At 36.8% G+C, this 25,537-nt stretch carries 26 protein-coding genes and 1 pseudogene; 3 read left to right on the plus strand and 24 right to left on the minus strand.

Annotated features, from left to right (window positions below; genetic code table 11):
• Positions 1–97: 97 nt before the first annotated feature.
• Complete coding sequence (locus PSR14_RS18025) at positions 98–847, plus strand: (S)-benzoin forming benzil reductase (protein ID WP_001271062.1); 750 nt, start codon at positions 98–100, stop codon at positions 845–847.
• A gap of 35 nt (positions 848–882) precedes the next feature.
• On the opposite strand, the gene PSR14_RS18030 is transcribed toward PSR14_RS18025, so the two are convergent.
• From PSR14_RS18030 to PSR14_RS18055, 6 genes are all read right to left on the minus strand, one after another.
• A complete protein-coding gene (locus PSR14_RS18030) occupies positions 883–1,716 on the minus strand; it encodes a GNAT family N-acetyltransferase (RefSeq protein WP_000615394.1) in 834 nt (277 codons plus the stop codon).
• A gap of 67 nt (positions 1,717–1,783) precedes the next feature.
• Positions 1,784–3,292 (minus strand): argininosuccinate lyase, encoded by a 1,509-nt coding sequence (argH, locus tag PSR14_RS18035; protein ID WP_000813994.1) that lies wholly within the window; start codon positions 3,290–3,292, stop codon positions 1,784–1,786.
• A gap of 101 nt (positions 3,293–3,393) precedes the next feature.
• On the minus strand, positions 3,394–4,503 hold the full coding sequence (locus PSR14_RS18040; protein ID WP_000751358.1) for a serine hydrolase: 1,110 nt from the start codon (positions 4,501–4,503) through the stop codon (positions 3,394–3,396).
• 117 nt (positions 4,504–4,620) lie between these two features.
• Positions 4,621–5,568 carry a nucleoside hydrolase gene (locus PSR14_RS18045; RefSeq protein ID WP_155005152.1) on the minus strand — a complete coding sequence of 316 codons (948 nt, stop codon included), beginning with the start codon at positions 5,566–5,568 and terminating at the stop codon, positions 4,621–4,623.
• A gap of 106 nt (positions 5,569–5,674) precedes the next feature.
• A complete protein-coding gene (gene panF, locus PSR14_RS18050) occupies positions 5,675–7,108 on the minus strand; it encodes a sodium/pantothenate symporter (RefSeq protein ID WP_001104829.1) in 1,434 nt (477 codons plus the stop codon).
• A 3-nt stretch (positions 7,109–7,111) separates the two neighbouring features.
• Positions 7,112–7,390 (minus strand): YhdT family protein, encoded by a 279-nt coding sequence (locus tag PSR14_RS18055; protein ID WP_000800722.1) that lies wholly within the window; start codon positions 7,388–7,390, stop codon positions 7,112–7,114.
• Between the two features lie 273 nt (positions 7,391–7,663).
• Between PSR14_RS18055 and dhaS the strand changes: the two genes are divergently transcribed.
• The gene (dhaS, locus tag PSR14_RS18060) at positions 7,664–9,148 is read left to right on the plus strand and encodes an aldehyde dehydrogenase DhaS (RefSeq protein ID WP_406644039.1); all 1,485 of its coding nucleotides are present in this window, start codon (positions 7,664–7,666) and stop codon (positions 9,146–9,148) included.
• Positions 9,149–9,198: 50 nt separating this feature from the next.
• On the opposite strand, the gene fabG is transcribed toward dhaS, so the two are convergent.
• The gene (gene fabG, locus PSR14_RS18065) at positions 9,199–9,939 is read right to left on the minus strand and encodes a 3-oxoacyl-ACP reductase FabG (protein ID WP_000395021.1); all 741 of its coding nucleotides are present in this window, start codon (positions 9,937–9,939) and stop codon (positions 9,199–9,201) included.
• A gap of 283 nt (positions 9,940–10,222) precedes the next feature.
• Between fabG and PSR14_RS18070 the strand changes: the two genes are divergently transcribed.
• Positions 10,223–10,372, plus strand: coding sequence for a YfhD family protein (locus PSR14_RS18070; protein ID WP_001035808.1), 150 nt, complete (start codon positions 10,223–10,225; stop codon positions 10,370–10,372).
• A gap of 72 nt (positions 10,373–10,444) precedes the next feature.
• On the opposite strand, the gene PSR14_RS18075 is transcribed toward PSR14_RS18070, so the two are convergent.
• From PSR14_RS18075 to fdhF, 17 genes and pseudogenes are all read right to left on the minus strand, one after another.
• Positions 10,445–12,298 (minus strand): prenyltransferase/squalene oxidase repeat-containing protein, encoded by a 1,854-nt coding sequence (locus PSR14_RS18075; protein ID WP_074532810.1) that lies wholly within the window; start codon positions 12,296–12,298, stop codon positions 10,445–10,447.
• A 99-nt stretch (positions 12,299–12,397) separates the two neighbouring features.
• Positions 12,398–12,823, minus strand: coding sequence for a divergent PAP2 family protein (locus PSR14_RS18080; protein ID WP_000447815.1), 426 nt, complete (start codon positions 12,821–12,823; stop codon positions 12,398–12,400).
• A 77-nt stretch (positions 12,824–12,900) separates the two neighbouring features.
• On the minus strand, positions 12,901–13,842 hold the full coding sequence (gene rarD, locus PSR14_RS18085) for an EamA family transporter RarD (RefSeq protein WP_000535534.1): 942 nt from the start codon (positions 13,840–13,842) through the stop codon (positions 12,901–12,903).
• Positions 13,843–13,934: 92 nt separating this feature from the next.
• A complete protein-coding gene (locus PSR14_RS18090) occupies positions 13,935–14,183 on the minus strand; it encodes a DUF1294 domain-containing protein (RefSeq protein WP_000871344.1) in 249 nt (82 codons plus the stop codon).
• A gap of 159 nt (positions 14,184–14,342) precedes the next feature.
• Positions 14,343–14,741 (minus strand): hypothetical protein, encoded by a 399-nt coding sequence (locus PSR14_RS18095; RefSeq protein WP_001056287.1) that lies wholly within the window; start codon positions 14,739–14,741, stop codon positions 14,343–14,345.
• A 42-nt stretch (positions 14,742–14,783) separates the two neighbouring features.
• Positions 14,784–15,008 (minus strand): hypothetical protein, encoded by a 225-nt coding sequence (locus PSR14_RS18100; RefSeq protein ID WP_000227057.1) that lies wholly within the window; start codon positions 15,006–15,008, stop codon positions 14,784–14,786.
• Between the two features lie 13 nt (positions 15,009–15,021).
• Positions 15,022–16,071 (minus strand): P-loop NTPase, encoded by a 1,050-nt coding sequence (locus tag PSR14_RS18105; RefSeq protein WP_000957502.1) that lies wholly within the window; start codon positions 16,069–16,071, stop codon positions 15,022–15,024.
• A gap of 66 nt (positions 16,072–16,137) precedes the next feature.
• A complete protein-coding gene (moaD, locus tag PSR14_RS18110) occupies positions 16,138–16,374 on the minus strand; it encodes a molybdopterin converting factor subunit 1 (RefSeq protein WP_098487413.1) in 237 nt (78 codons plus the stop codon).
• 4 nt (positions 16,375–16,378) lie between these two features.
• Positions 16,379–16,843, minus strand: a complete 465-nt coding sequence (gene moaE, locus PSR14_RS18115) for a molybdopterin synthase catalytic subunit MoaE (protein ID WP_098487414.1) — start codon at positions 16,841–16,843, stop codon at positions 16,379–16,381.
• Positions 16,824–18,131, minus strand: a complete 1,308-nt coding sequence (gene moeA, locus PSR14_RS18120) for a molybdopterin molybdotransferase MoeA (RefSeq protein ID WP_098487415.1) — start codon at positions 18,129–18,131, stop codon at positions 16,824–16,826. The genes moaE and moeA overlap by 20 nt, the downstream gene beginning before the upstream one ends.
• Before the next feature lie 18 nt (positions 18,132–18,149).
• Positions 18,150–19,166, minus strand: a complete 1,017-nt coding sequence (locus PSR14_RS18125) for a molybdopterin-synthase adenylyltransferase MoeB (RefSeq protein WP_073541305.1) — start codon at positions 19,164–19,166, stop codon at positions 18,150–18,152.
• A gap of 24 nt (positions 19,167–19,190) precedes the next feature.
• On the minus strand, positions 19,191–19,970 hold the full coding sequence (locus PSR14_RS18130; protein ID WP_098487416.1) for a formate/nitrite transporter family protein: 780 nt from the start codon (positions 19,968–19,970) through the stop codon (positions 19,191–19,193).
• 189 nt (positions 19,971–20,159) lie between these two features.
• Positions 20,160–21,176: a GTP 3',8-cyclase MoaA gene (moaA, locus tag PSR14_RS18135; protein ID WP_048557172.1), complete on the minus strand. Its 1,017-nt coding sequence runs from the start codon at positions 21,174–21,176 to the stop codon at positions 20,160–20,162.
• A 20-nt stretch (positions 21,177–21,196) separates the two neighbouring features.
• Complete coding sequence (gene fdhD, locus PSR14_RS18140; protein WP_113732761.1) at positions 21,197–21,994, minus strand: formate dehydrogenase accessory sulfurtransferase FdhD; 798 nt, start codon at positions 21,992–21,994, stop codon at positions 21,197–21,199.
• Positions 21,995–22,010: 16 nt separating this feature from the next.
• The gene (locus PSR14_RS18145; RefSeq protein ID WP_000039582.1) at positions 22,011–22,355 is read right to left on the minus strand and encodes a DUF2294 domain-containing protein; all 345 of its coding nucleotides are present in this window, start codon (positions 22,353–22,355) and stop codon (positions 22,011–22,013) included.
• A 116-nt stretch (positions 22,356–22,471) separates the two neighbouring features.
• Complete coding sequence (locus PSR14_RS18150; protein ID WP_000729887.1) at positions 22,472–22,954, minus strand: DUF1641 domain-containing protein; 483 nt, start codon at positions 22,952–22,954, stop codon at positions 22,472–22,474.
• A 12-nt stretch (positions 22,955–22,966) separates the two neighbouring features.
• A pseudogene (gene fdhF / locus PSR14_RS18155) lies at positions 22,967–25,249 on the minus strand (formate dehydrogenase subunit alpha); the annotation flags it as partial.
• Between the last annotated feature and the right edge of the window lie 288 nt (positions 25,250–25,537).

Genomic DNA, 25,537 nt, shown 5'->3' on the forward strand with positions numbered 1-25,537 from the left:
TATAGTAAAAAGTGCTCTATACTATAAAATGTAGACAAACTATACAATGTACGTTGTCCAACAAAATTCCGCACATATGAGAGGGGTTTATAAAACTATGCGCTACGTTATTATAACAGGAACTTCACAAGGTTTAGGTGAGGCTATTGCCACACAATTGTTAGAAAAAAATACAACTGTCATCTCTATTTCTAGAAGAGAAAATAAAGAGCTTACGAAACTCGCAGAACAATATAATAGCAATTGTGTTTTCCACTCCTTAGATCTTCAAGATGTACATAATTTAGAAACGAACTTTAACAAAATCATTTCATCTATTCAAGAAGACAGTGTATCTTCTATTCATTTAATTAATAATGCGGGTACGGTTGCTCCTATGAAGCCAATTGAAAAAGCAGAAAGTGAACAATTCATTACGAACGTTCACATTAATTTACTTGCACCTATGATTCTCACCTCTACTTTCATGAAACATACGAAAGAATGGAAAGTAGATAAACGTGTTATAAACATCTCATCTGGTGCAGGAAAAAATCCTTACTTCGGATGGGGCGCTTATTGTACAACGAAAGCTGGCGTAAATATGTTTACACAGTGCGTGGCAACGGAAGAAGCAGCAAAAGAATTTCCAGTAAAAATCGTCGCTTTTGCACCTGGTGTTGTTGATACAAATATGCAAGCACAAATTCGGGAAACAAATAAAGAAGACTTCACAAATTTAGATCGATTCATCGCATTAAAAGAAGAAGGAAAGCTATTATCACCTGAATACGTTGCAAAAGCTATTCGTAACTTACTAGAAACCGAAGACTTCCCTCAAGGCGAGGTTATTAGAATTGATGAATAACAAAAAGGCGTGCTATTTTAGCACGCCTTTTTGTTCTACTTCTCTAAAAATATAAGCACAGACTCCGCAATTTGTTCATAACCAATTTCTTGATAAATTTTATTCGATGTTGGATTTGCCAGGTCCGTATATAATGTCGTTGTTTTGTAACCTTCATCTAACATACGTTGACTAAGTGCCGCTACACAATTAGATGCGTATCCCTTTTTCCTTTCTTCTTTCGGCGTATATACGAAATTAACTGTTATATTATTTTTAGTTGGACGTGTTTTTGCTGCTACAGAAACAAGTTTTCCATCTACTTCTAGACCAAATAAACGATGATTAGTAATTAATGTATGTGCCGTTTGTTTTGCTTCCTCTTTCGTAGTAGGAAGATTCACATCTTCGCAAAATTGGTATATCCACTGTTCTATTAATGTTAGCTCATCACTATTTACTTCTCGAAAGACTTCATCTCCGTTCCACTTTTTCTTCACTTGTTTTAATTCATATATACCTTGCTCCATCGCAACAGTAGTTTTCTTATTTGCTAACACTGCAATCTCTTCGGCTAATCTCTGTACAATTTTCTTATTACCGATTAATCCAGGAACATTTGGATATACTTCCGCTAATTTTTTTGCAAGTTCCACGATGTCCTCTTCCGCAATTTCAGACGTAGCAACAATAATTTGTTTCTTCTCTTCTGTTTGAAGAAATACAACCGCAATTTCTTCTCCTTGTTTCGCTATCCCCATAAATATCGGTTGGTGGACCATTTGTAATACGCCTAATATGAGATTATTTTCCTGCTCATTCTTTTCTAGAAATGGTGTAACCTCTTCTTTAAAATTAACAATCTCTTCATATACATGCAATTGAATCATCGACAATCTCTTCTCTCTATTTATAGTTTTATTAAGGTATTGGCGATTAATTCACTAAATCCCTCTTTTACGATTCAATAATATTCGAAGCTAACGTATTCAAATTATTTTCAGCTTGTAAAATTCTCTGTTTTTCCTTTTCAAATACCTCTTCTTCTTGTCGAAATAACTCTTTTCGATTGTTAATCATGCGCTCCATTTCTTTTTTACTCGGCCCACCGTATACATTTCTTTTTTGTATAAAAGCTTCTGGCGATATAATTTCTTTCCACTCTTTTTCTAATAAAGTTATATTAAATTTTTCTTGTAAGTACATATTCACATCTTTCAAATGTAATTCATGAAGCTCCTTTTTCTGCTCCAATAACATATTTGCAATAGCACTCGCTGCATGATGCGCATGCCGAAATGGAATGTCATAGTTTTTTGTTAAAGCATCTGCGAAATCAGTTATCGTAATTGCATGTTTATAGGAACGATTTTTCAACGTTTCTTCCTCAACCTTCATCGTTCGAATAACTGCATTCATAATAGAAAAAACACGAATAGTCTTTTCAATCCCTTTATATAAGTATGGCTGCAAGTCATCCTCTGTATCAACAATATCACCAAATGGTGTATTATGAATCATTTGAAATACTGTAAATGCTTCTCCTAAAGCACTACTCGTAATTGCACGGGCGTGTTCAATGGAAACTGGATTTCGCTTTTGCGGCATAATACTACTAATTTGCACATATGGCTTCGCCACAGTAATACCATCATATTCTTTCGTCGCTAATAGTAAGAAGTCATGGATCCATCTGCTCGTATTCGTCATCATTACCATAAGTAAAGAGCTAACTTCTAATAAATAATCCGCTCCAGCAACAGCATCATATGAGTTCTCAATTACATTTGTAAACCCAAGTAACTCGGCAACTCGCTCTCGTTTAATTGGGAAACTTGTTGTAGCTAGCGCAGCGGCTCCCATTGGGGACTGATTTAAAAGTTTGTACGTTTTTTTCATGCGTTCTAAATCTCTCTGCATCGTATCATAAATCGCTAACGTATAATGACCAAATGTCGTTGGCTGCGCTGGTTGTGTATGGGTATAAGCTGGCATAATCGTTTCCTTATGATCAGCAGCAAGTTGCAATATACTCTCTTGCAATAACAAATGATGTTCCATTAATCGTAATACATACCGTCTTAAACTCATGCGATACATCGTGACACCCATATCATTTCTACTTCTACCAATATGCATATTACTTACAAAATTGCTTTTTGCTTCTTGAGAAATTAAATGTTCTACTAAAAAAAAGAGATCTTCATGCTGCTCTGTATAGAGCAATTGCTCTTCTGGCATTCCCTCTACCTTTTTTAACGCGTGTAATATAACTTTAGCTTCTTCCTTTTTCATTAAATTTTCTTCCATCAGCATCGTAATATGCGCTTTATGCACTTGAAACATATCTTTCAATAAGTAATTTCGTTGAAAATTAAATACATGTTGTAATACACAATCCACATATGTTTTCCCAGGGAAATCAGCGCCTTCACTCTTTATAAACTCTTCTTTACTTTGTTTCATCACCTTTTCCCCTTTCACCTAAGTATTACTACCCATCATACCCAGAGATAGCAAAAAAGTGCTTGTACACAAAAATAAACTCGGTGCTCTCTGCACCGAGTTTATTTAATAAAAGTCGCATCATACTTATCACTTTGCAACACTTGGAAATGCAAGTTTGCTAAATGTTTCCGTATTTCTGCACTGTCGTCCTCATTTAAATTATTTGCTAAAAACACTATTTCTGTACAGTTCCCCCGTTTATCCATCGCATAAACTGCTTTTGTAACTGTCCATGGCGTATAGCCGTTTTTTTGCCCTGCATGTCTAAATGTTTTACGGTATTTCTTAGCGCTCATATCTGTTTCAACGATGTTAGCCCATACTTTTTCTTCTGCTTCTGTCAGTCCACCCTTATGATTTGCCTTTTGAAGCAGTACCATATAATCGTTTGCAGAAGCAGCTGGCAATCGATCTGACCAAATTTTATCGTAACGTTCCTCTAAATAAAGAGGAATTTCCTTCTGTAATAATGGTCCCTTCTTTTTTAAGCGCTCATGAATAATCATCGCATATTGACGATATTGCTCTTGAGACATTTCTTTTAACTTTTTCTCTATTTTATATTTCGGAACGTGTAGTTCTTTATGCAAATATCCTGGAATGTACAAAGATGAAACAATTGGAAATAGCGGCTGATGTGCTGGAAGCGATAAACTTTGTAAATTCCGATTAATATTATCTAATCCTAACACTTCCATTAAATATTCAGCATTCGCATTCGAACTAAACTTAACCATTCCTTTTGCCACTTCTTCTAAAGAAATCGCTCCTTCAGTTATCTTACCTGTCTTCTCCAAATACCTTTGCCATCTATCTTGCGCACCACCATCTGTATTCGGTACATAATAACGATTCACATCATTTATGGAAACAAAACTAGACGAATCAATTTTCCCTTCCGTAACTTGTTTCGTAAATTCAAGCGCCACAATTAATTTCATTGTACTAGCAACTGGCAATACAACATTCGGATTTACAGAATAAACGACTTTATCATTTCTTTTTACTAGAAGCGCGCTATTTTTTTCATCTTTATGTTCTTCAATAAAGGATGCGATATACTGCGCATCATCATTATTCGAACTCCAAACTTTTTTCACTAAAAAATTACCCGATATTAGCAAAACGAAAATACCCACAATCACTGCGCATACTATAGTTTTTTTCAAGTAAAATTCCTCTCCTATTGTGTAGCTCTTCTCTATCTATCTCTTACAAACAAAATAATGGAGATGATTATTTTAGTAATCATCTCCATTATTTTAACTTGTATTCTCCCATTATGTCTACGTCATAATTTTAACGAAATCTTCGAGGAATTTTTTATAGTGTAACGACCAACCAATTCGAACCCAATTCTTTAAAGCTTTTGCATCAGGTTGAGGACGAAAATCAGCAATACTCTCTCCTTTTGCAATCCCTACTGTATCTACATCGACACGGCGGTATACATAGTCCAAAATAGAGGGATTTGCCGCAACCATCATTGTAACGACGTCATGTACTGGACTCCCTGTTATTTTCGGATTTAATTTTCTATAAGCTTTATAATAATACGTAAAAATCGGTTCAATTAATTTATTAAAACTTGTTTTAGAATGTTTCGTAATGTACTTTACCATCTCTGGCGTAATTATAGCTTCAGATGTAACATTAAGCGGCACCAATGTCACATTCTTGGCATTTTGCATTACTAATTGTGACGCAATAGGATCACCATGAAAATTAGCTTCTGCGACTGGTGTCACATTGCCAGGCATTAAAAAAGCACCGCCCATTATATAATATTCCTTCACATACTTCATCAATGGTTTTTCTAAAATAAATGCTGTCGCAAGTGTCGTTGACCTACCAGCATCAACTATAATTAATTCTCCTTTATATTTTTCAAGTATGTCAAAAAACTCACAAAAAGGCTTTATATTTGGAGAAAGATTTTTTGGCGGTCGAATTGGTCCTAAACCTTCCGCCCCATGAATTTCTGGATAGTATGTTGTAATATCTCCAGATAAAGGGATTTTCGCACCATTAATAACAGGTATGTCTTCCCGCCCTGCCAGTTGCAATAAATATGCCGCATTACTTGTCGCCTTTTCTTGCGTTACATTTCCATATCCAGTTACTACACCAACAATATCAATATCAGGATGTAACAATCCATACATAATTGCCAAAGAGTCATCAATTCCCGGGTCTCCTAAAAACAATACTTTTTTCATCACCCTCAACTCCATCCCCTCAATTGTTATTAATTTATGAATATTCACAGGATTACAGAATAAAAAGAACAAATTTATACGAAAAAACGCAGTCCTCTAAGGACTACGTTCTCCCACTAACCTATACTGTTTTCTTTACAGCACTCATACTTCCAACGATATAAGCGATAAACGCAAAACAAATTGGGAAGACAACTGTATGTATACCGAACGGATTTGGATAGAAAAGATGGATACACATATATGAGCTTACCCCAACTAAAATAGATGCAAGCGCTCCTGTTGCATTTCCTTTCCTCCAATATAATCCTAATACGATTGGCCAAATGAATGCTGCTTCTAATCCACCGAAAGAAAATAAATTTAACCATATTAAAAAATCAGGTGGTTTAATTGCTGCTGCATAAACGAGCAGTCCTACGATAGCAGTAATCCATAAACTCCCTTTTCTAATCGTACTATCTGCCGCATCTTTATTTATGTAATTTACGTATATATCTTTAATGATTGATGAACTTACAAGTAGCAATAACGAGTTTACTGTAGACATAATCGCTGCCATTGGTGCAGCTAAGAAAACCCCAGCTAACCAAGGTGGCAACACTTCCATCGCGAGTAGCGGCATTACTTTATCTGGTACCGTTATACCTGGAAGTACGACTCGTGCGAACACACCCGTTAAATGCATACCAATCATAATTGTACCGACAACAATCGTCCCAATTATTAACGCTTGATGCATCGCTTTTGAATTTTTATAAGACATGGCACGCACACTAATTTGCGGTAAACCGACAACGCCAATTCCAATTAAAATCCAAAATGATGTCACATATGATTTCGTTAAACTACCATCTGCTCCGAATGGTGTAATTAAATTCGGATTGATTTGAACAAGTTCCTGCATAATCTTTTCAATTCCACCACCGGCAACGACAGTAGCAATTAAGATGATTGTCGTTCCAACTAACATAATGATACCTAATAACGTATCTGATAAAGCAACTGCACGAAATCCACCAATTAATACGTACACAAGTACAGAAAAAGTAAATAAAAATAGTGCTGTTGTATAAGAAAGACCCGTTAGCGACTCGATTAATCGGCCACCGCCGACCCACTGAGCTACTGTTGCTGAAAATAAAAAGATAATAATACATAACGCAGAAAGTATGACAACTGCTTTATTATTATATCTTCCCTTTAAATAATCGATAAGAGTAATGGCTTCCATCTTCCTAGCGATAATTGCAAACTTTTTACCGATAACTGTTAAAACGATATAACCTGTTACAACTTGAATCGCAGACAACAATACCCATCCAAGCCCCATATTGTAAGCAATACCAGGACCACCAATAAAGCTACTAGCACTACCGTATGTAGCAATCATTGTCATCGCTAATAATAAACCACCGAGCTCACGCCCACCTAAAAAATATTCTTGCAAAAATTTATTATGGGCAGTCGCTTGTACACGTCTTGAAGCATATACACCAATTAAAAATACAACGATAAACGAAATTATCATTGGAATGATTACATACCAATTCATCTATTATTCCTCACTTTTTTCTTCCTCATCGAGTGAAATATCTTGAAATACAAAACGAACAACTAAACTAAGTAAAATAACCATAACGATAAATCCAACGATACAGCTATAAAAAAACCATGCTGGAAAACCAAATACATATGTATATTCACTTGGATTTTTACTACCAAGCCCATAAGCAAATCCGTACCATATTATAAAATTGATAATAGCAAGTCCAAGACCAATTAACGCTTCTCTATGGGCGATTCGAAAGCGTGGATCATCATGATAATTCTTCATTTTTCTCCCTCCTCTCACGATGTATTATTGTACCATTGTTCTTCTAGTTTTTCCTACTAGAAAGCAAAAACAAGCAGGATTTTTTATAATCATATAGAAGACTTTCTTACATTACATATTTTTTACAATTGTAACACAAATGAAATTTGAATTTTCAGTATTTGTTAATTATGATTTTAATTAGAGGCTTTCCATCTAGTTTCCACATCCTTGATTTCGGAATAAACGCCGTCTCGTACTGCGTTTACATTATATTTTCAAGGGGGTTATACAATGAGTCAACTAGCTGTAAATCTTCATGAAAAGGTAAAAAAGTTTCTTCAAGGTACAAAAAAGTTATATGTGAATGGATCTTTCATTGAAAGCGCTTCCGGTAAAACGTTTAACACACCTAACCCAGCAACTGGCGAAACACTTGCCGTCGTTTCTGAAGCTGGTCGCGAAGATATTCATAAAGCTGTCGTTGCAGCTCGCATAGCTTTTGACGAAGGTCCTTGGTCTCGCATGAGCACTGCTGAGCGAAGCCGGCTTATGTACAAGTTAGCTGATTTAATGGAAGAACATAAAGAAGAGCTTGCACAGCTTGAAACGTTAGATAACGGAAAGCCAATCCGTGAAACAATGGCAGCAGACATACCACTTGCAATTGAGCATATGCGCTATTATGCTGGCTGGGCGACGAAAATCGTTGGTCAAACAATCCCTGTTTCCGGTGATTATTTTAACTATACACGTCATGAAGCTGTTGGTGTCGTTGGTCAAATTATCCCTTGGAACTTCCCACTTCTTATGGCAATGTGGAAAATGGGAGCAGCGCTTGCTACAGGATGTACAATCGTTTTAAAACCTGCAGAACAAACTCCACTATCTGCCTTATACTTAGCTGAATTAATTGAAGAAGCTGGATTCCCGAAAGGTGTTATTAATATCGTTCCTGGATTCGGTGAATCAGCTGGACAAGCTCTTGTTAATCATCCACTCGTTGATAAAATTGCATTTACTGGTTCTACTCCAGTCGGTAAGCAAATTATGCGCCAAGCATCTGAAACATTAAAGCGTGTTACACTTGAGTTAGGCGGTAAATCACCAAATATCATCTTGCCAGATGCTGATTTATCTCGCGCGATTCCTGGTGCACTTTCTGGTGTTATGTTTAACCAAGGACAAGTATGCTCTGCTGGATCACGTTTATTTGTTCCGAAGAAAATGTATGATAATGTCATGGCTGACCTTGTCCTTTACTCTAAAAAATTAAATCAAGGTGCTGGCTTAAGTCCAGAAACTACAATCGGTCCTCTCGTTTCCGAAGAACAACAAAAACGTGTAATGGGCTACATCGAAAAAGGGATTGAAGAAGGTGCTGAAGTACTTTGCGGAGGAAGTAATCCATTTGATCAAGGCTACTTCGTTTCTCCTACAGTATTCGCTGACGTAAATGATGAAATGACGATTGCAAAAGAAGAAATTTTCGGTCCAGTTATTTCTGCTATACCTTTTAACGATATTGATGAAGTAATTGAACGTGCAAATAAATCACAATTCGGCTTAGCAGCTGGTGTGTGGACAGAAAATGTTAAAACAGCACACTACGTTGCAAGTAAAGTACGTGCTGGTACAGTATGGGTAAACTGTTATAACGTCTTTGATGCAGCATCTCCATTTGGAGGATTTAAACAATCCGGTCTTGGCCGTGAAATGGGATCTTATGCATTAAATAACTATACAGAAGTGAAGAGCGTTTGGCTTAACTTAAATTAAAGAGAAAGAACCTGACCTATCCGGTCAGGTTCTTTTCATTATGTATGTCTTTAAACTTGCAGTCCCCCGCTCACATTTAATACTTCTCCTGTAATATAGGATGCGTATTCTGATGCTAAGAAGGCAGCTGCGTTCGCAATATCTTCTGGCGTTCCAATTCTACCAACCGGAATCGCGCCGACCATCTTTTCTTTCACTTTATCTGGTATCGTTTTTGTCATATCTGTATCCATAAATCCTGGGCAAATCGCATTACACGTAATACCGAAATTTCCAACTTCCTTCGCTGCCGTTTTCGTTAAACCTACAACGCCTGCCTTCGTAGCTGCATAGTTTGCTTGACCTATGTTTCCTTCTCTACTAATTGAAGATATATTAATAATACGTCCATACCCTTGTTGTCTCATGTAAAGCAGCGCTGGTTGCATACAATAAAAAACTCCAGTTAAGTTCACTTGTAATACTTGTTCCCAAGCAGACTTCTCCATTTTATGTAACATTGCATCCCTTGTAATCCCAGCGTTATTCACCAAAATATGTAATGTTCCGAATTTTTGAACGGCATATTCAATTAGCGACTTTGCTTCATTTTGATTACTCACATCACATCGATACAAGCTCACTTCATATCCTTCATCCAAGAACTCACGTGTCGTTTTTTGTAATTTCTCTTCATTTACATCACTAATTAATACTTTCGCCCCTAGTTTTGCATACACCCTTGCAATCTCTTTTCCAATTCCCTGTGCAGCTCCTGTTACAACAGCTGTTTTCCCGTTTAAAAACTCCATACCTATCCCCCATTTCTATTACTTATACTGTATATTTCGGCTTTTTACTTTCCAATTCCTCTTTGTATAAAAAAGTCTATTTGTGTCAAACTAACTTTGCAACGTCGCATAAAGTGAAACTTTAATCAGTGGGGATTTTCTTCATCCCCACTGATTATCAGCCCTCACCAATCGGACTTTTATGGGCAGCCCGTCCCCCCTAACTTCTTTGCTTTCACTGAATTTTAAGGTGGGGGTCTTACTGCCCATTAAAGCGGGATAAAGTGCAAGGAGATTGTGTCGAATGAACAAAAAAAATTTCAAACAAAACAAAGCTACTGATGGCATTGATGTAGAGTTCTCTCGTGAACTTGCTGACCACAATGACTTAGAAGCAAACGCACGTGCAAATGCCGCTGATGCACGTCAAAAACGCCAGTCAACTGAAAAATAAGGAAAGCACAACCTTATTCTTTTCAACAGGGACCTACTACCCAACAAAATAAACCGAGAGATATCTCTCGGTTTATTTTCTATATTTTTTTGTATAATGTGCCAAAGTAAGTAGCGGATAAATTTGGGCATAGCTATGATAACGAATATAAAACCCACCAGGTAAACCTGTTCCAGTAGGATATTTTTCATTCACATAAGGATTCGCAAGCAAATATGAAATGCCTTTTCGAATAGCTGGCGTTTCTGTATCATAGTAAGAAATGAGAGCATCTAACGCCCATGCTGTTTGAGATGGTGTACTAAATGGTAAAGTAATGAATCTTTTCTCCATACTACTTTGGCATGATTCTCCCCATCCACCATCTTCATGCTGTATATGTTCAAGCCATAAAGCTGCTCGTTTCAATGATGGATTGTTAGATGGAATTCCGAGTGACCGTAAACCTGTCATAACAGCCCACGTACCATATATATAACAAATCCCCCATTTCCCATACCATGATCCATTTTCCTCTTGTGCATTCATTAACCAATTTATCGCACTTTGTTTTTGTTTCTCAGGTAATTCATTTTGCGTATATGTCCCGAAAAGCTCTAACACTCTTCCTGTAATATCTGGTGTGGAAGGATCTGTAATCATATCACTTGCATTTTCGATTGGTAAATTTGCTAATAATTTGCTCGTCACACCTTTTTCAAACGCTCCCCAGCCCCCATCATTATTTTGTAATCCTTTAACCCAATCAATCCCTTTCTGCCAAGCATTATTTACCTTTTCATTCTCTCTACTTCTTGCCAACACTCTTAGTACAGCAGTTGTATCATCAACATCTGGAACTGTCGTATTTACATCCGAAAAACCCCAACCGCCAGGAGTAAGTGCGGGAGCATGTACGCTCCAATCAGCTTTTTTTGTATGCTGTTTTTTTAATAAATATGTTATTGTCTGTTGAATCATCTTGTGATCTTTCGGAACTTGTGCGTCTTGTAACGCATAGCTGAGTAAAGCCGTATCCCATACAGTTGAAGAAGAGTTTTGCAAGTGACTCCCTCTTTCCATCTTCCATATATAAGATGTTATACCAGCTATAGCCTTTTGAATCATTGATGATTGAAGAGAATGCCCTAACGCAAGTAAAGCATAAATCATATAAAACGAGGCAGTTGCGTAACTATATAACGTTCCATTTTCATCAATACGCTCTTTCATGAAACGTTCGACTTCCTCATATCCTTTATGATGTAACGAAAGTGGATACGAGATAATTTGTTTTACATCACTTAATAACGTTTGAAACAAAGGAGACCGATCCTCCCGAAACCATTCTCCGCCCCCGCCCGCAATGTGATTTAAATTTGGCAATAACTTTTTCCCTACTCGAAATCTTTTATTTAAACACACCATCATCGGAATTAAATGGATACGTGCTGAGCTACTCAATTCAAATATACTGAGGGGGGAATCATTCTGTAGAAACATGATTGGTGTTGGTACATGAAAGAGTGAAGGATATTCATATTCTCCATGAATTGCTAATAAAAACTTTGTCATAAAATGAGCACACGCCACGCCTCCGCGTTCCTTAATGAAATTTTCCGCTCGCTTCATATTCGCATCTTCTTTTGTATATTTTTGCGAAGCAAGTAAGGCGGCATAAGATTGAATGGTAGCTGATAAATTACCTCCCACTTCATCTTCATACAATTTCCACGTTCCTTCATTTGTTTGAAGTGATGCTAACCTTTTTACAAACGGTTCTATCTCTTTATCTCTACCTAATAATTTTAATAAAAAAATCATATGGCAATCTGTTAATGGAGCTCCTTCAAAACAAAATCGCCACGTACCATCTTGCCGTTGCATCGTTTGAAGTGCAGTTGCTCTTCTCGCTATTTCTTCATGCACTTTTTCATATAATAACAAGTTACTCACCCACCCTTTCGAAATCCGTATAACGATATTCAAGAAAGTAGCTGAATATGTATGAATACAAAGAAAAGCAGAACATATAAGATGCTCTGCTTATAAACAATATCCTACTCCGACAATAATCCCTAATAAAGCACCAACTACTACTTCATACGGCGTATGCCCGACAAGTTCATTTAACTTCTTATATTCTGTTTGTCTACCGTGAAAAAACTCATTCAATATTTTCGCCTGTTTACTTACTGCAAGCCTTACTCCTGAAGCGTCATACATAACTATAATGGCAAAAATAGCAGCAATTGCAAATAAAGTACTTTCCACACCTTCCACAACGCCAACACCTGTCGCCAGTGCTGTAACAGTTGAAGCATGAGAACTTGGCATCCCACCTGAAGCGAAAAACTTTGCAAAATCAAATTCACCCGTTTTAAATAATTTAAAGACTACTTTCGTTAATTGTGCTAAAAACCATGAAATTACAGCGGCCATAAGCGGATCGTTATGTAAAATCGTTTCCACGTTCTCAGCTCCCTACTAGCTATAATGGAAATCCTATAGTATCAGTATAAAGAAAAATGCGTAGAAAATACTACGCATTACGATACTTTTGCTGATTTATTTTTTATAAATTTCGGTTGTTTCTGCACTAAGAACTTTGTTTTCGCTACCGAGAATACAACTAATGCAACCCATATACAGAAAAATGCAATCATATGAGTAGATGTGAAATGTTCACCAAATACGAATACACCTAAAATCAAACTAATTGTTGGTGCAATATATTGTAAAAACCCTACCATATAAAGCGGAATAAGTTGGGCTCCTTTTGCAAAATAAAAAAGTGGCAATGCTGTAACAATGCCCGCTCCTATTAATAGTAATGTCGATGACATTGAGATCGAGCCAAATGAGCCGAAACCATGTACTCCTGTCATTACTAAATAAATAATCGCAAACGGCGTTACTAACATCGTTTCCATCGTAAGTCCAATTGTCGCATCATAGTTTAACATTTTTTTTGTTAATCCATATAATCCAAATGAAAGGGCAAGTGATAAAGAAACCCACGGAATAGCCCCGAAACGTACTGTTAAAATGATAACCCCTACTCCAGCTAAGCCAACTGCAACGTATTGCCAAAAGTTTAACTTTTCCTTTAAAACGACTGTACCAAGTAAAATACTAATAAGCGGATTAATATAATAGCCAAGACTTGCTTCAATGACATGATTATGATTAACGGCCCATATGTAGACAAACCAGTTTCCGCTAATCAAGACTGAAGCTATTGTTAATGACATTAATAATTTAGGTCGTTTAAAAAGATTCACGAACTCTCCAATAAACTGACGAAATCTCTTCGTAACACCTAATACGATTAACATAAACACGAATGCCCAAACGATGCGGTGTGCTAATATTTCATCTGCTGGGACTTCCTCAACCCATTTCCAATAGATTGGTAGTATTCCCCACATCGTATACGCACCAGCCGCATATATAATCCCTTTTTTTTGCTCTGCTGATTGACTCCCCATCTTCCTTTTTCTCCTCTTCTCATTTTTTCTCCATTATACGTTCCCACGTGCTCACTTTACCAATAATCAATCTGCATTTCTTTCGACATTTCTCATACAACGAATAATAAACATACCGTTATTACAACAAGTAACGGTATGCCGAAAACAAATTTCTTTTTATGAGTTTTATGATGAAACATATACATACCGATCCAAGCTCCAACTGCTCCCCCAGCTGCTGCTGATAAAAACAACGTACTTTCTGGCGTTCTCCACTGTTTCTTCTGCGCTTTTCGTTTATCAAGCCCCATAAGGCTAAAAGCTATAACGTTAATCATAATAAAATAAATCCATTTCATCGCTTTCTCTCCCTATGAAAAATTCGCTTAATGGTAACATGAAAAAACGATGGAAACAACTGAAGAACACTTTTTATTAATTCGTTACCTCCATATTTACATAGCCAATCAAAAGACTAATTATAGCTATTAAATAGAAAGGTGTTATGGGCAAGATCCTTATATTTCATTCCCTTCACCCACTACCATAGCATCAAAAAAACTTCTCTCAATCACTTTTTCATCAAAGTGAAGAACTACAATTAGCCCTACATATAAAGAAACGAAATGTAAAAACCATTCCCCATTATCATCCTTATTAGCTAAACATTTAAATATCTCTTGAAATTGCATACGCTCGTCTATAGCAACAACCGGTCGCACACCAAAATATTTCAATACGAAATGTAAATCAAGCTGCACGGATAAGGATAAAATATATTTTAATAACTCCGTATAATGAGCAACATTTTTTTGACTATATAGCTTCACGAGCTTTTGATGTAAATGAGCAATCGATAATTCTTCATCAGTCATTTTTGTTGCTTCTATCGTTTCAATCATCTTCTTCATATTCATTACATTTACCCCTCCTGTTACAAAACAAAAGCCAAAGCTTATTTATTTTATAATCAGCAATAATTGAGTATTTCTCGTCTCTCTTTCTTCTTCACTAACTAAGTCATACTTTTTTAGAAGATGAAAGACATCATTTAATATTTCTTGTGAGTGATTACCTTGCAAAAAATTTTTTAATCCTTTAAAAATCTCTTCAGATAAAAAACTCTTTTGACTTTCAAGTTTATTCATTACATCTTCAATAGAATGATCGATATTACACACCATAAAAATCCCTCCTCTATCCTTTATAAATAATATCTTCTGCTAACGATGTAAACACTTCTCCAACAAGAGAATCTTCATCATATACAGATGAACCGCTATTTTCTTCACGTTTTGCAAAAGGTACTTGTGCGATTACTTCTGTTTGCAATTGTTCTGCTAACATTTCGCCGCCGCCTTTTCCAAACAGATAATTTTTCGATCCATCTTGTTCTTCATAATAAGCCATATTTTCCACAATACCTAAAATCTCGTGTTTCGTATGTTTTGCCATTACGCCTACTCTAGATGCTACGAATGAAGCTACATTATGTGGTGTTGTAACGATAATTTCTTTCGCCTGCGGAATCATTGCTGCAACATCAATAGCAACATCTCCTGTACCAGGTGGTAAATCAAGAAGTAAATAATCTAATTCTCCCCAGTGCGTATTCGCAAGGAAATTTTGAATCCATTTATTTAACATCGGTCCGCGCCACATAACCGGATTATTTCCTTCTGTAAAAAATCCCATAGACATAATTTTAACACCGTGACTAATAACTGGAATTGCTGTTTGATCAATCATCGTTGGTTTTTGATTCGTTTCCATCATAGCTGGAATGCTAAAACCATATATATCTGCATCTAATATCCCCACTTTTTTGCCCATACGAGCTAAAGCTGTTGCAAGATTAATTGTTACAGTTGATTTTCCGACCCCACCTTTTCCGCTCGTTACAGTAAGAAATTGTACTCCTGAATCAGGACGAAGCATGCTTGGCATACCAGTTTCTGTTCTAGTATTTTTCTTTAACTTCTCTGTTAAGACTGCACGTTCTTCTTTTGTCATAGAACTAAATGTTACAGCCACTTTAGAGGCACCAATTGCGTGAAGCGATTCTTCAATATCTTGTTGAATTTTTGATTTTAACGGACATCCTTGAATCGTTAGCACTACTTCAAGTTTAACCTCTGTTCCATTCATTTGTATATTTCTAACCATGTTTAACTCCACAATACTTTTGTGTAATTCTGGATCCTCTACATGTTTTAACGCATTCATTATTTGTTCTTGAGTAAGCATAGAACTCATCCCTTCTCGTATTCGAATTTATATATAGCATCTTCTTATCGTTTCAAGAAACGCTTATTATCCACCACTAACAGACGGGATGAATGCGACAATATCTCCAGCTCGTATCATCTCTTCATTCGTTACAAACTCTTCATTAACAGCCACCATCACTCTATCAAGCGATTGTAAACTATAGTTTGCTTTGAGCCATTCTTTTAATTGCTGCACAGTCATTTCTTGTTTTTCGGAAATTACGAATCGATCTAACCCGACTTCCTCACGCAAATTTGCAAACAGTAAAATTGTAATCATTTTCTCATTCTTCCTTCTTCGGTTTTCCTGCTGGATATGGTGTATTTTCAAGTTGATCGCCAATCCACATCGTCCCATCTTCCCAAAATTCTTTTTTCCATATTGGGACGATTCGCTTTATACGTTCAATTGCGTATTCATTCGCTTCATAAGCTACTTTGCGATGCGGTGATGAAACTGCGATGACTACCGCAATATCCATTATTTCTAGCCGTCCTACTCGGTGCGTAATTGCTATTTTTGCGTCCGGCCATCTTTCACTAATTTCTTCACCAATTCTCATAAGTTGTTTTACTGCCATCGTTTCATATGCTTCATACTCTAAATGTAGCGTTCGTTTTCCTTTTGTTAATTCTCTCACTGTACCAATAAAAGTTGTAATCGCACCTGCGTCTCTTCTTGCAACCTTATTTGTTACTTCTTCAACTACAATCGGTATATCTACAATTTCAAATAGCACTTGTCCCATTAGAATCACCTCTCACTTTATAAAATGTCCAAGGCCATTCACTACCTTCGTTATCTTCCAACAAGAGAACATCTACGAACATATCTTTTTTATACCCTCTCGTACCACTTGGAAGTACAATAAATATATTTGTCTCTGCTAGAGAAGAAACTGAGCTAGATTTATCAAACCCTGACGGATAAGCGATTAACTGCCCTTCGTTATATGTTAGTTTTCCTCGTACAAATCTTGTAAATGGATTTGGCTTTAAAAAGTCTTCTCCTAATAACGCTTTTTCTCTTTTCACATGTGCTTTTTCACTAAACATATACGTTCGAATACAAGGTCTTACAAACAATTCAAATCCTACGTAACAAGCAGATGGATTTCCTGATAAACCGAATAATAACTTGCCATTTAATTGCGCTACAGTCGTAACACTTCCTGGCCTCATTGCAACTTTATTAAAAAGAACTGATGCACCTAATTTTTCGTATATAGCTGGCAAATAATCGTAATCCCCTACGGATACACCACCTGTTGTAATGAGCATATCTACTTGGCTTAATGCTTCTTTTACAGCCGTAAAACACGTATGAAAATCATCGCTAAACTTCCCAAAATATTTTACTCTTCCGCCTGCTCTTCGGATTTGAGACAATATCATATACGTATTACTATTTCGGATTTTCCCTGGCTGTAATGAATCGTTTACATCCAGTAATTCACTGCCAGTCGCTAATAGTCCAACTACAGGCTTTCTCGCAACTGGCACCTCGCTATACCCGAATGTAGCAAGAAGAGCTGAAATACCTGGATTAATGTATGTTCCTTTCTTTACAAGAACCGCTCCTTTACGAGCATCTTCACCTTGAAAAGAAATATTATCGCCCGCTTTGAATGACCGCTTCAATTCCATATACTTACTGCCAGCCTCCTCATATTGACGAGTCAGCTCTAGCATAACAACTGCATCACATCCATTCGGAATTTGCGCTCCCGTCATAATTCGAACTGCTTGAAACGGACCTACTTTCTCATCGAATAGCGATCCTGCACCAATTTCACCCACTACTTCAAATACAATTGGCGTTTCATAACTTGCTAAATTCGTATCTTCTGCTCTAATAGCAAATCCGTCATACGGGGAACGATTGAATGAAGGTACGTCATAGTCAGCTACTAAATCCTCCGCTAATACACGTCCATAAGCTAATTCAATAGGTAGTAGCTCCTTTAAACCCTCATTAGCAAATTCCATTACTTTACGAACAGCTTCTTCAACCGTAATTGGCACTCTTCTTTCCATTATTGACAACCCTTTCTATTAACCGAATACGCGATAATATAACTGTTTCGCTTTTGAAATATCATTTGTACCATGAATGAAAACACGACCATCTCGAAAAATAACGACGCGGTACTCATCTAGTTGGCAAGATAGTAAATACGGATTCCGATCTACTTCCCCCAGTTTTTTTAATACTTTTTCTATATCATCAAAATTGTACTGTCTACTTTCTACCGTTCTAATTTGAACTGTATTTCTTCCGCACAAAACAGCTACCTTCGTTTGATTTTCGTATGATAAATAAGGATAAGTTCGATTCAAACCGCACGAAGGGCAATCGTCTGTCTTGATTTTTCCTAGTTTTATAAAATGGTTTTGATTACTCCATATATCAAACATAAAAAATGTTTTTCTAATTGCTGCAAAATCTTCTACTAAAATTTTGAGTGCTTCCGCCACTTGATATGCTGCAACGATTTGAACAGTCGGACTAATAATTCCAGCTGTATCACACGTCACACCTGTAACTGGAACGTTCTTCAGCACACAATGTAAACACGGTGTCTCTTGCGGAATAATTGTATAACTCATACCGTACGAGCCAACGCAAGAACCATATACCCACGGGATATTATATTTTTGTGATAAATCATTTATTATAAATCGGATATCGAAATTATCTGTTGCATCAATTATTACATCAACATTTTCTAATAGTCCTTCCAAGTTTTCTGCACATGCATCCATTACGAAAGCATCTATTTGTACTTCCGAATTAAGTTTTTCTAGCCGATTTTTAGCAGCGATTGCTTTTGGCAATTTCTCTCTCGCATCTTCTTCAGAGTACAGTTGTTGTCTTTGTAAATTACTCCATTCAACATAATCACGATCAATAATCGTCAACTTCCCAATGCCTGCACGTACGAAACTTTCAGCACTTGCACTTCCTAATGCGCCTGCCCCTACAATTAACACATGTTTATTTCGAATCTTTTCTTGTCCTCTACCCCCAATCGGTTTGAACAACTGTTGTCGTGAATACCGCTCAGCCATTACATACCCTTCCTCTCACGAACTCTATTTCATATTAGAATGCTGTTTTTGATAACAAGCATAGTAAGCAAACCCAACAAATCCAGCTCCTCCAATTACATTCCCGATAAAAACAGGAACAAAATTTCTAGCAAGATCCATCCACGTCAGATGCCCTGCAAAAATGACTGCTGAGATGACGAACATATTTGCTCCTACTTGCTGAAATCCAATCACTACAAATGCCATTATTGGAATCCAAATTCCGATTATTTTTCCGACAAAATCACTCGTCCCATAAGCGAGCCAAAGCGCCAAACAAACGAGCCAATTACACCCAATTGCTAAAATTAAAGTTCTTCCAAAAGATTCATGTAACTTGCCTTCTGCTATCGCTACCGTTTTATTTAAATAATCCCCCTCTGTTAATCCGCCAAGATGACCGAAACAATACGCTACGAAAATAGCTCCTACAAAATTCATGAAAGTAATCCAAATCCAGTTATTTAGCACACTAACCAATGTAATTTTCTTTGCATAAAGCGCCATAGACATTGACATCATATTTCCGGTAATTAATTCTCCTCCTGCTAATACGACGAGCATGAGTCCAACAGGAAAAACCGCGCCTCCTAAAACATTTACTAAACTCCCCCAGCGCTCAGGTAAATTACCTAAAACGCGAATGTTAAGTAAAAAACCGAGCGAAATAAATGCTCCTCCTAAAAAACCGAGAATAAGCATTGCTGGCAAGGTCTGACTTACTTTTTGAACACCGGCCTCAATAACAAGCTCAGCAATTTGTTCCGGTTTATGAAATGACATTACCAATTCCTCCATTTTCTCCAAATAAAAAAGCAGCTTCAAAAAACCTCTTCAAAATAAAGGTTTTTGAATGCTGCTTAATTTCTCTGCACATCTTTTACAGAGAGATCAATCATCACTTTTACTATAAAATAGAAAATCTACAATTCTTGTACACCTTCCATTTTTCACTTTTATGTCAACTTTATATTAACCACCGATATGTGACATTTCAATTTTAGGCATAGCTTTTTTATTACTATTACTTAACCGTTCATCTGAATAACGATCTTCTCGTTTGTTCCATATATCGCGTACGACATCTGTTATTTCCTCGTCAGTGTATTCTGATCGAAGCAGTTCTCTCAAATCATTTCCTTTAGAAGCGAACAAACAAGTATATAATTTTCCTTCTGCAGAAATACGAGCTCTCGTACATGAGGAGCAGAAGGAGTCTGTTACTGATGAAATAATACCTATTTCTTCATCACTTCCAATATAACGATAGCGAGTCGCAACCTCTCCTGCATAATTCGCTTCTATTCGTTCTAATGGCATAACTTGATGAATCGTATCTACTATTTCTTGTTTAGAGACAACCTCTTTTAAATCCCAACCGTTATAATTTCCAACGTCCATATACTCAATAAAACGAAGAATATGTTTATTTTCCTTAAAGTATTGCGCCATCTGCAAGATATCCTGTTCGTTTTTCCCCTTTTGAACGACCATGTTTATTTTAATTTTCATACCGACTTCAGCTGCAGCTTGTATTCCTTCCAGAACCCTTTGTACTTTGCTTCTATTACCATTCAAATAGAAAAACCGCTCTTCTTCTAAGGAATCTAAACTAACTGTCACACGTGATAAACCCGCCTTATATAAATCAGGAGCAAACTTTTTAAGTAACGATCCATTAGTTGTTAAACCGATATCCTCCACACCATCTATTTTATTCAGGCGCTCGATAAGCTGCGGAAGACCTCTTCGAAGTAACGGTTCTCCGCCTGTAATCCGTAATTTTCTAACACCTAAAGAAACGAAAATACGCGTTATCCTTTCAATTTCATCAAAAGATAAAATTTTATCATTAGACAAAAACGAGTAATCAGGACCAAATATTTCTTCTGGCATACAATATCGACAGCGAAAATTACAGCGATCAGTAACTGAAATACGTAAATCCTTTAACGGACGTTGTAGTTTGTCTAATGTGACAGATTTCATATTTATTGCCTCGCTTTTACTTATTTTATATTTAAAACACGCTCCGGATGCGTATATACATTTAAGGATTCATTCCGAATAAATCCTATCGTAGTAATACCTAATTCTTCAGCTAGCTGTAAAGCCAACTCAGTTGGAGCTGATTTTGACAGTATAATTTCACAACCAATTTTTGCAACTTTCAATAATATTTCCGAAGAAATACGACCGCTAAAAACAATGATTTTATCTCTTATAGAAATATTATTTTTTAAACAATAACCGTAAATTTTATCTAACGCATTATGCCTTCCGATATCCATTCGACTTAAAATAATACCATTCACATTGCACAAAGATGCATTATGAACGCCCCCTGTATGACGAAATGTCTCCGCAGATTGCTGCATTTCTTTCATTAATCGAAAACAATCTTCTGCAGTAACCTGTACATGGACGCCATCCATTTTCTTTGCGCTTAGTGCATCATTTGCAAAAACAAATCCTTGTCTACTCATACCACAGCATGAAGTAATATAACGTTTATTTTGCATTTGTTCGTAATACGGATTTACTTTTGCCGTCGTGACATGTACAAATCCTTCTTTCTCTTGTACCCATATGTCATCAATATCTTCATAGTTCCGAATGATTCCTTCAGATGCTAAGAAGCCTATTACCATATCTTCTATATATTCTGGAGTACTAACCATTGTAACAAACTCCTGTCCGTTCATTTTAATCGTGACTGGAAACTCTGTTACAATGCTGTCCTCTATATGTTTAAACGCCCCTTGTTCATAACGAAAGATTTCTCTTTCTACCTGTATCGGTTTCACGATCAGTATCCTTCTCTCACGTTATATTTTTATCAAAAACAAATACCGAAACTGCAATATCTTCTTCTACTTTCATATCTGAAAATAGGTTCACTAATTTCGCTCCAACAAGTTCCTCCAAATGTTCACGGGAATTCGCGGCATATACTTCTTGAATCATTTTCGTTCTAGCCATATGAACCATTTCCGCACCGTCCATCGTACTTGAAATGAATTTTTCAGTAGGTGTTAAGTTTCCATAAAGAGTCGCAATCGCCATATTTTCAGCAAAAACAGTATGAATTCGTTCTGGCCCTTTTCCGAAAAGTTCCTTTCGAAGTTTTCGAATCATATCATTAAATTCATGTACTTTTTTTGACATACAATTATACCTCCCAAAAAGCCTCATTTTACTTTATTATATATTTTACCAAAATGAGCCTTCCGCCCAAACTATTTCGTACACACATTTGGGCGAAAAGATTCACTTCGTGAAGGTTACTCGTCTTTTAACCCTTTACCCATACCTTTTAAGAAATGAAGCCCAAATCCGATAGCACGGTTAATGTCTGGGTCTTTCAATACTTTCATAAGATCGAATACCCCTACCTTTTTATTACTCTCTAGATGTTCATTACCTTCTTCTAGCCCTACCAATAAGCTACCTATAAGCTTTTTCGTAAGCTCCGGATCAAGTTCTGTTAAAGCACCCGCAGCCCCCATCATATTATTAATTAAATTTGTAACGGGCTCACGAGTCACTTGACCAAGAACAATCTTTGCGATTGGTTCTTTCGCCTTTAGCATAGAATTTGCTGCTTCTAGCATGCCAATATCATTCAATTCCCCTACTATATTAAACATTTGATTTAGAGCGTCTTCATTATTAGCTAGAAGCTCTTTTAAATCGTCTAATTTTTTCTGTTTTATTTCTTCCTCAGTTAATTCTTGTTTTTGAATCATTTTTATAGGTGCAGCCATATTTTTCTCCTCCTACTTATCCGTTAAATGCACATACCCTGGACGTGCCCACTTACGATGTACCTCAATACCAGATTGAGGATGACGTTTTTTATTACGCGGGTTCGCTTTTGGCATCGGATTTTCGCCATCAACTTCCAGCACTTCCATACGCACTTTCGTCTGTTTATAAGCAGGTGTGTTCGTACGCGTATCAACGGCAGGACCTGTTAAGAAATTAATTGCTGTTTCATTATCTGTAGAGTTCATCGGTAAATATAACTCATTCGCTTTTACACGATCTGTTACAAGTGCACGTAATTTTAACGCTCCAAACGGAGAGACAAGACGGACTAATGAACCAGTTTTTACTCCACGTTCTTTTGCAAGTGCTGGAGAAACTTCAACGAAAACGCCAGGCACTTTCGTTTGAATACCTGTTGATTTATTTGTCATATTCCCTTCATGGAAGTGCTCAAGCATACGACCATTGTTAATATGAAGGTCGAACTCAGCTGGGAATTCAGCTGGGCGCACCCAGTCAGCAATCGCAAAACGAGCTTTTTTATCCGGGAAGTTAAATCCATCTTGGAAAAGAAGCGGTGTATTCGTTCCATCAAAACTTCCCCAATGGAAACTATTCCATCCTTCCAATACTTCATAGTTTGCTTGTGAAAATAGTGGTGATAAACTTGCCATTTCAGCAAAAATTTCACTTGGATGACTATAACTCCAGTTTGCACCTAATTTATTCGCAACTTCCTGCACAATCCACCAGTCTGGCTTCGCATCTCCAAGCGTAGGAAGAACTTGATATAGTCTTTGAACACGACGCTCTGTATTTGTAAAAGTACCTTCTTTTTCAAGAGATGGCGCTGCTGGTAATACAACATCTGCATATTGAGCCGTTTTAGATAAGAAAACATCTTGCACAACGAAGAAATCAAGGCTTGATAATACTTCATGTACATGATTCGCATTAGAGTCTACAAGAGCCATGTCTTCTCCGACAAGATACATAGCTTTCATTTTCCCTTCGTCAATCGCGTGAAGCATTTCAATATTATTCAGACCTGGTTCGCTATTAATTTTCACTCCATAAGCCATTTCAAATTTCGCACGTTCCATGTCGTTCGTAACGTGTTGATATCCAGGAAGCCATCCTGGTAAAGTACCCATATCACAAGCACCTTGTACGTTATTATGACCTCGAAGCGGATATGCACCAGCGCCTGGACGACGATAATTACCTGTTGCAAGTAGTAAGTTTGAAATTGCAGCGGAAGTATCAGATCCACCTGTATTTTGCGTTACCCCCATTCCCCAAAGGATACATGTACCATCTGCATCACGAATCATTTCAGCCATTTGAATCAGTGTTTCTTTTGAAATACCAGTCATTTCTTCTGCATATTCAAGTGTATATGCTGTAAGGCTCTCTTTGAAATCTTCAAAGAAATTTACATTCTCATCAATAAATCGTTGATCGTGCCAGCCTTGATCAATCATATATTTCGTAACAGCCATTAACCATACTTGATCTGTTCCTTGTTTTGGACTAATAAAGACATCTGAACGCTCTGCCATTTCTGTTTTACGAAGATCAGCCACAATTAATTTTTGTCCGTGTAATTTATGTGCACGTTTAATACGTGTAGCTAAAACAGGATGACCTTCTGTCGGATTACAACCTACAATAATAACAAGACCAGATTGTGCAATATCTTTAATCGTTCCAGCATCTCCGCCCATACCAATTGTACGGAATAATCCGTCTGTCGCTGGTGATTGACAATAACGTGAGCAGTTATCAATATTATTCGTTTCAAATACTTGTCGAGCTAATTTTTGAATCACATAATTATCTTCATTCGTAATTTTAGATGAAGAAATAAAACCGATAGCATCTTTACCGTACTCTTCTTTAATCGATCCTAATTTACTTGCAACTACATTCAACGCTTCTTCCCATGTTGATTCAACAAACGTTCCATTTTTACGAATTAAAGGTTTCGTAATTCGTTCTTTAGAATTTACGAAATCCCAACCAAATTTTCCTTTTACACAAGTAGAAATTGCGTTAACTGGCGCATCAGAAGAAGGTTGTACTTTAAGAATTTTACGCCCTTTCGTCCACACTTCAAATGAACAACCTACACCACAAAATGTACATACTGTTTTCGTTTTCTTCGTACGAGTATCACGCATGGCCGCTTCCACTTCTGATACCGCAAAAATACCGCTATATCCAGGCTCTACTTCTTTAATTAAATCTACCATCGGTTCAAGAATATCTGGCTTTAGTCCCGTCATAAATAACTTACAAAACCTTATTTTCTAAAAACCGCATAAAACGGCTATATTACGCAATTTTGTACTATATCCAAATTTATAAATAGCAACATATTTCTGGTTATTTATGACCAATTTGTTACCGCAAAAATTCAAAATTAAACTAATAAAAAATAAAAGAGCACAGCGTGTTAATAAAGTGTACCACCACTTGATTAACCGTCCGCCTAATCACACTAGGCAAACACTTGCTGTAACTCTTTATGTACTTCATTTTACCGTACGTAAGGGTTCTTCCGCAACAGTTTGCTT

The sequence above is a fragment of the Bacillus sp. A01H genome (genome assembly GCF_045277205.1).
In the GTDB taxonomy this organism is placed as follows: Bacteria; Bacillota; Bacilli; order Bacillales; family Bacillaceae_G; genus Bacillus_A; species Bacillus_A paranthracis.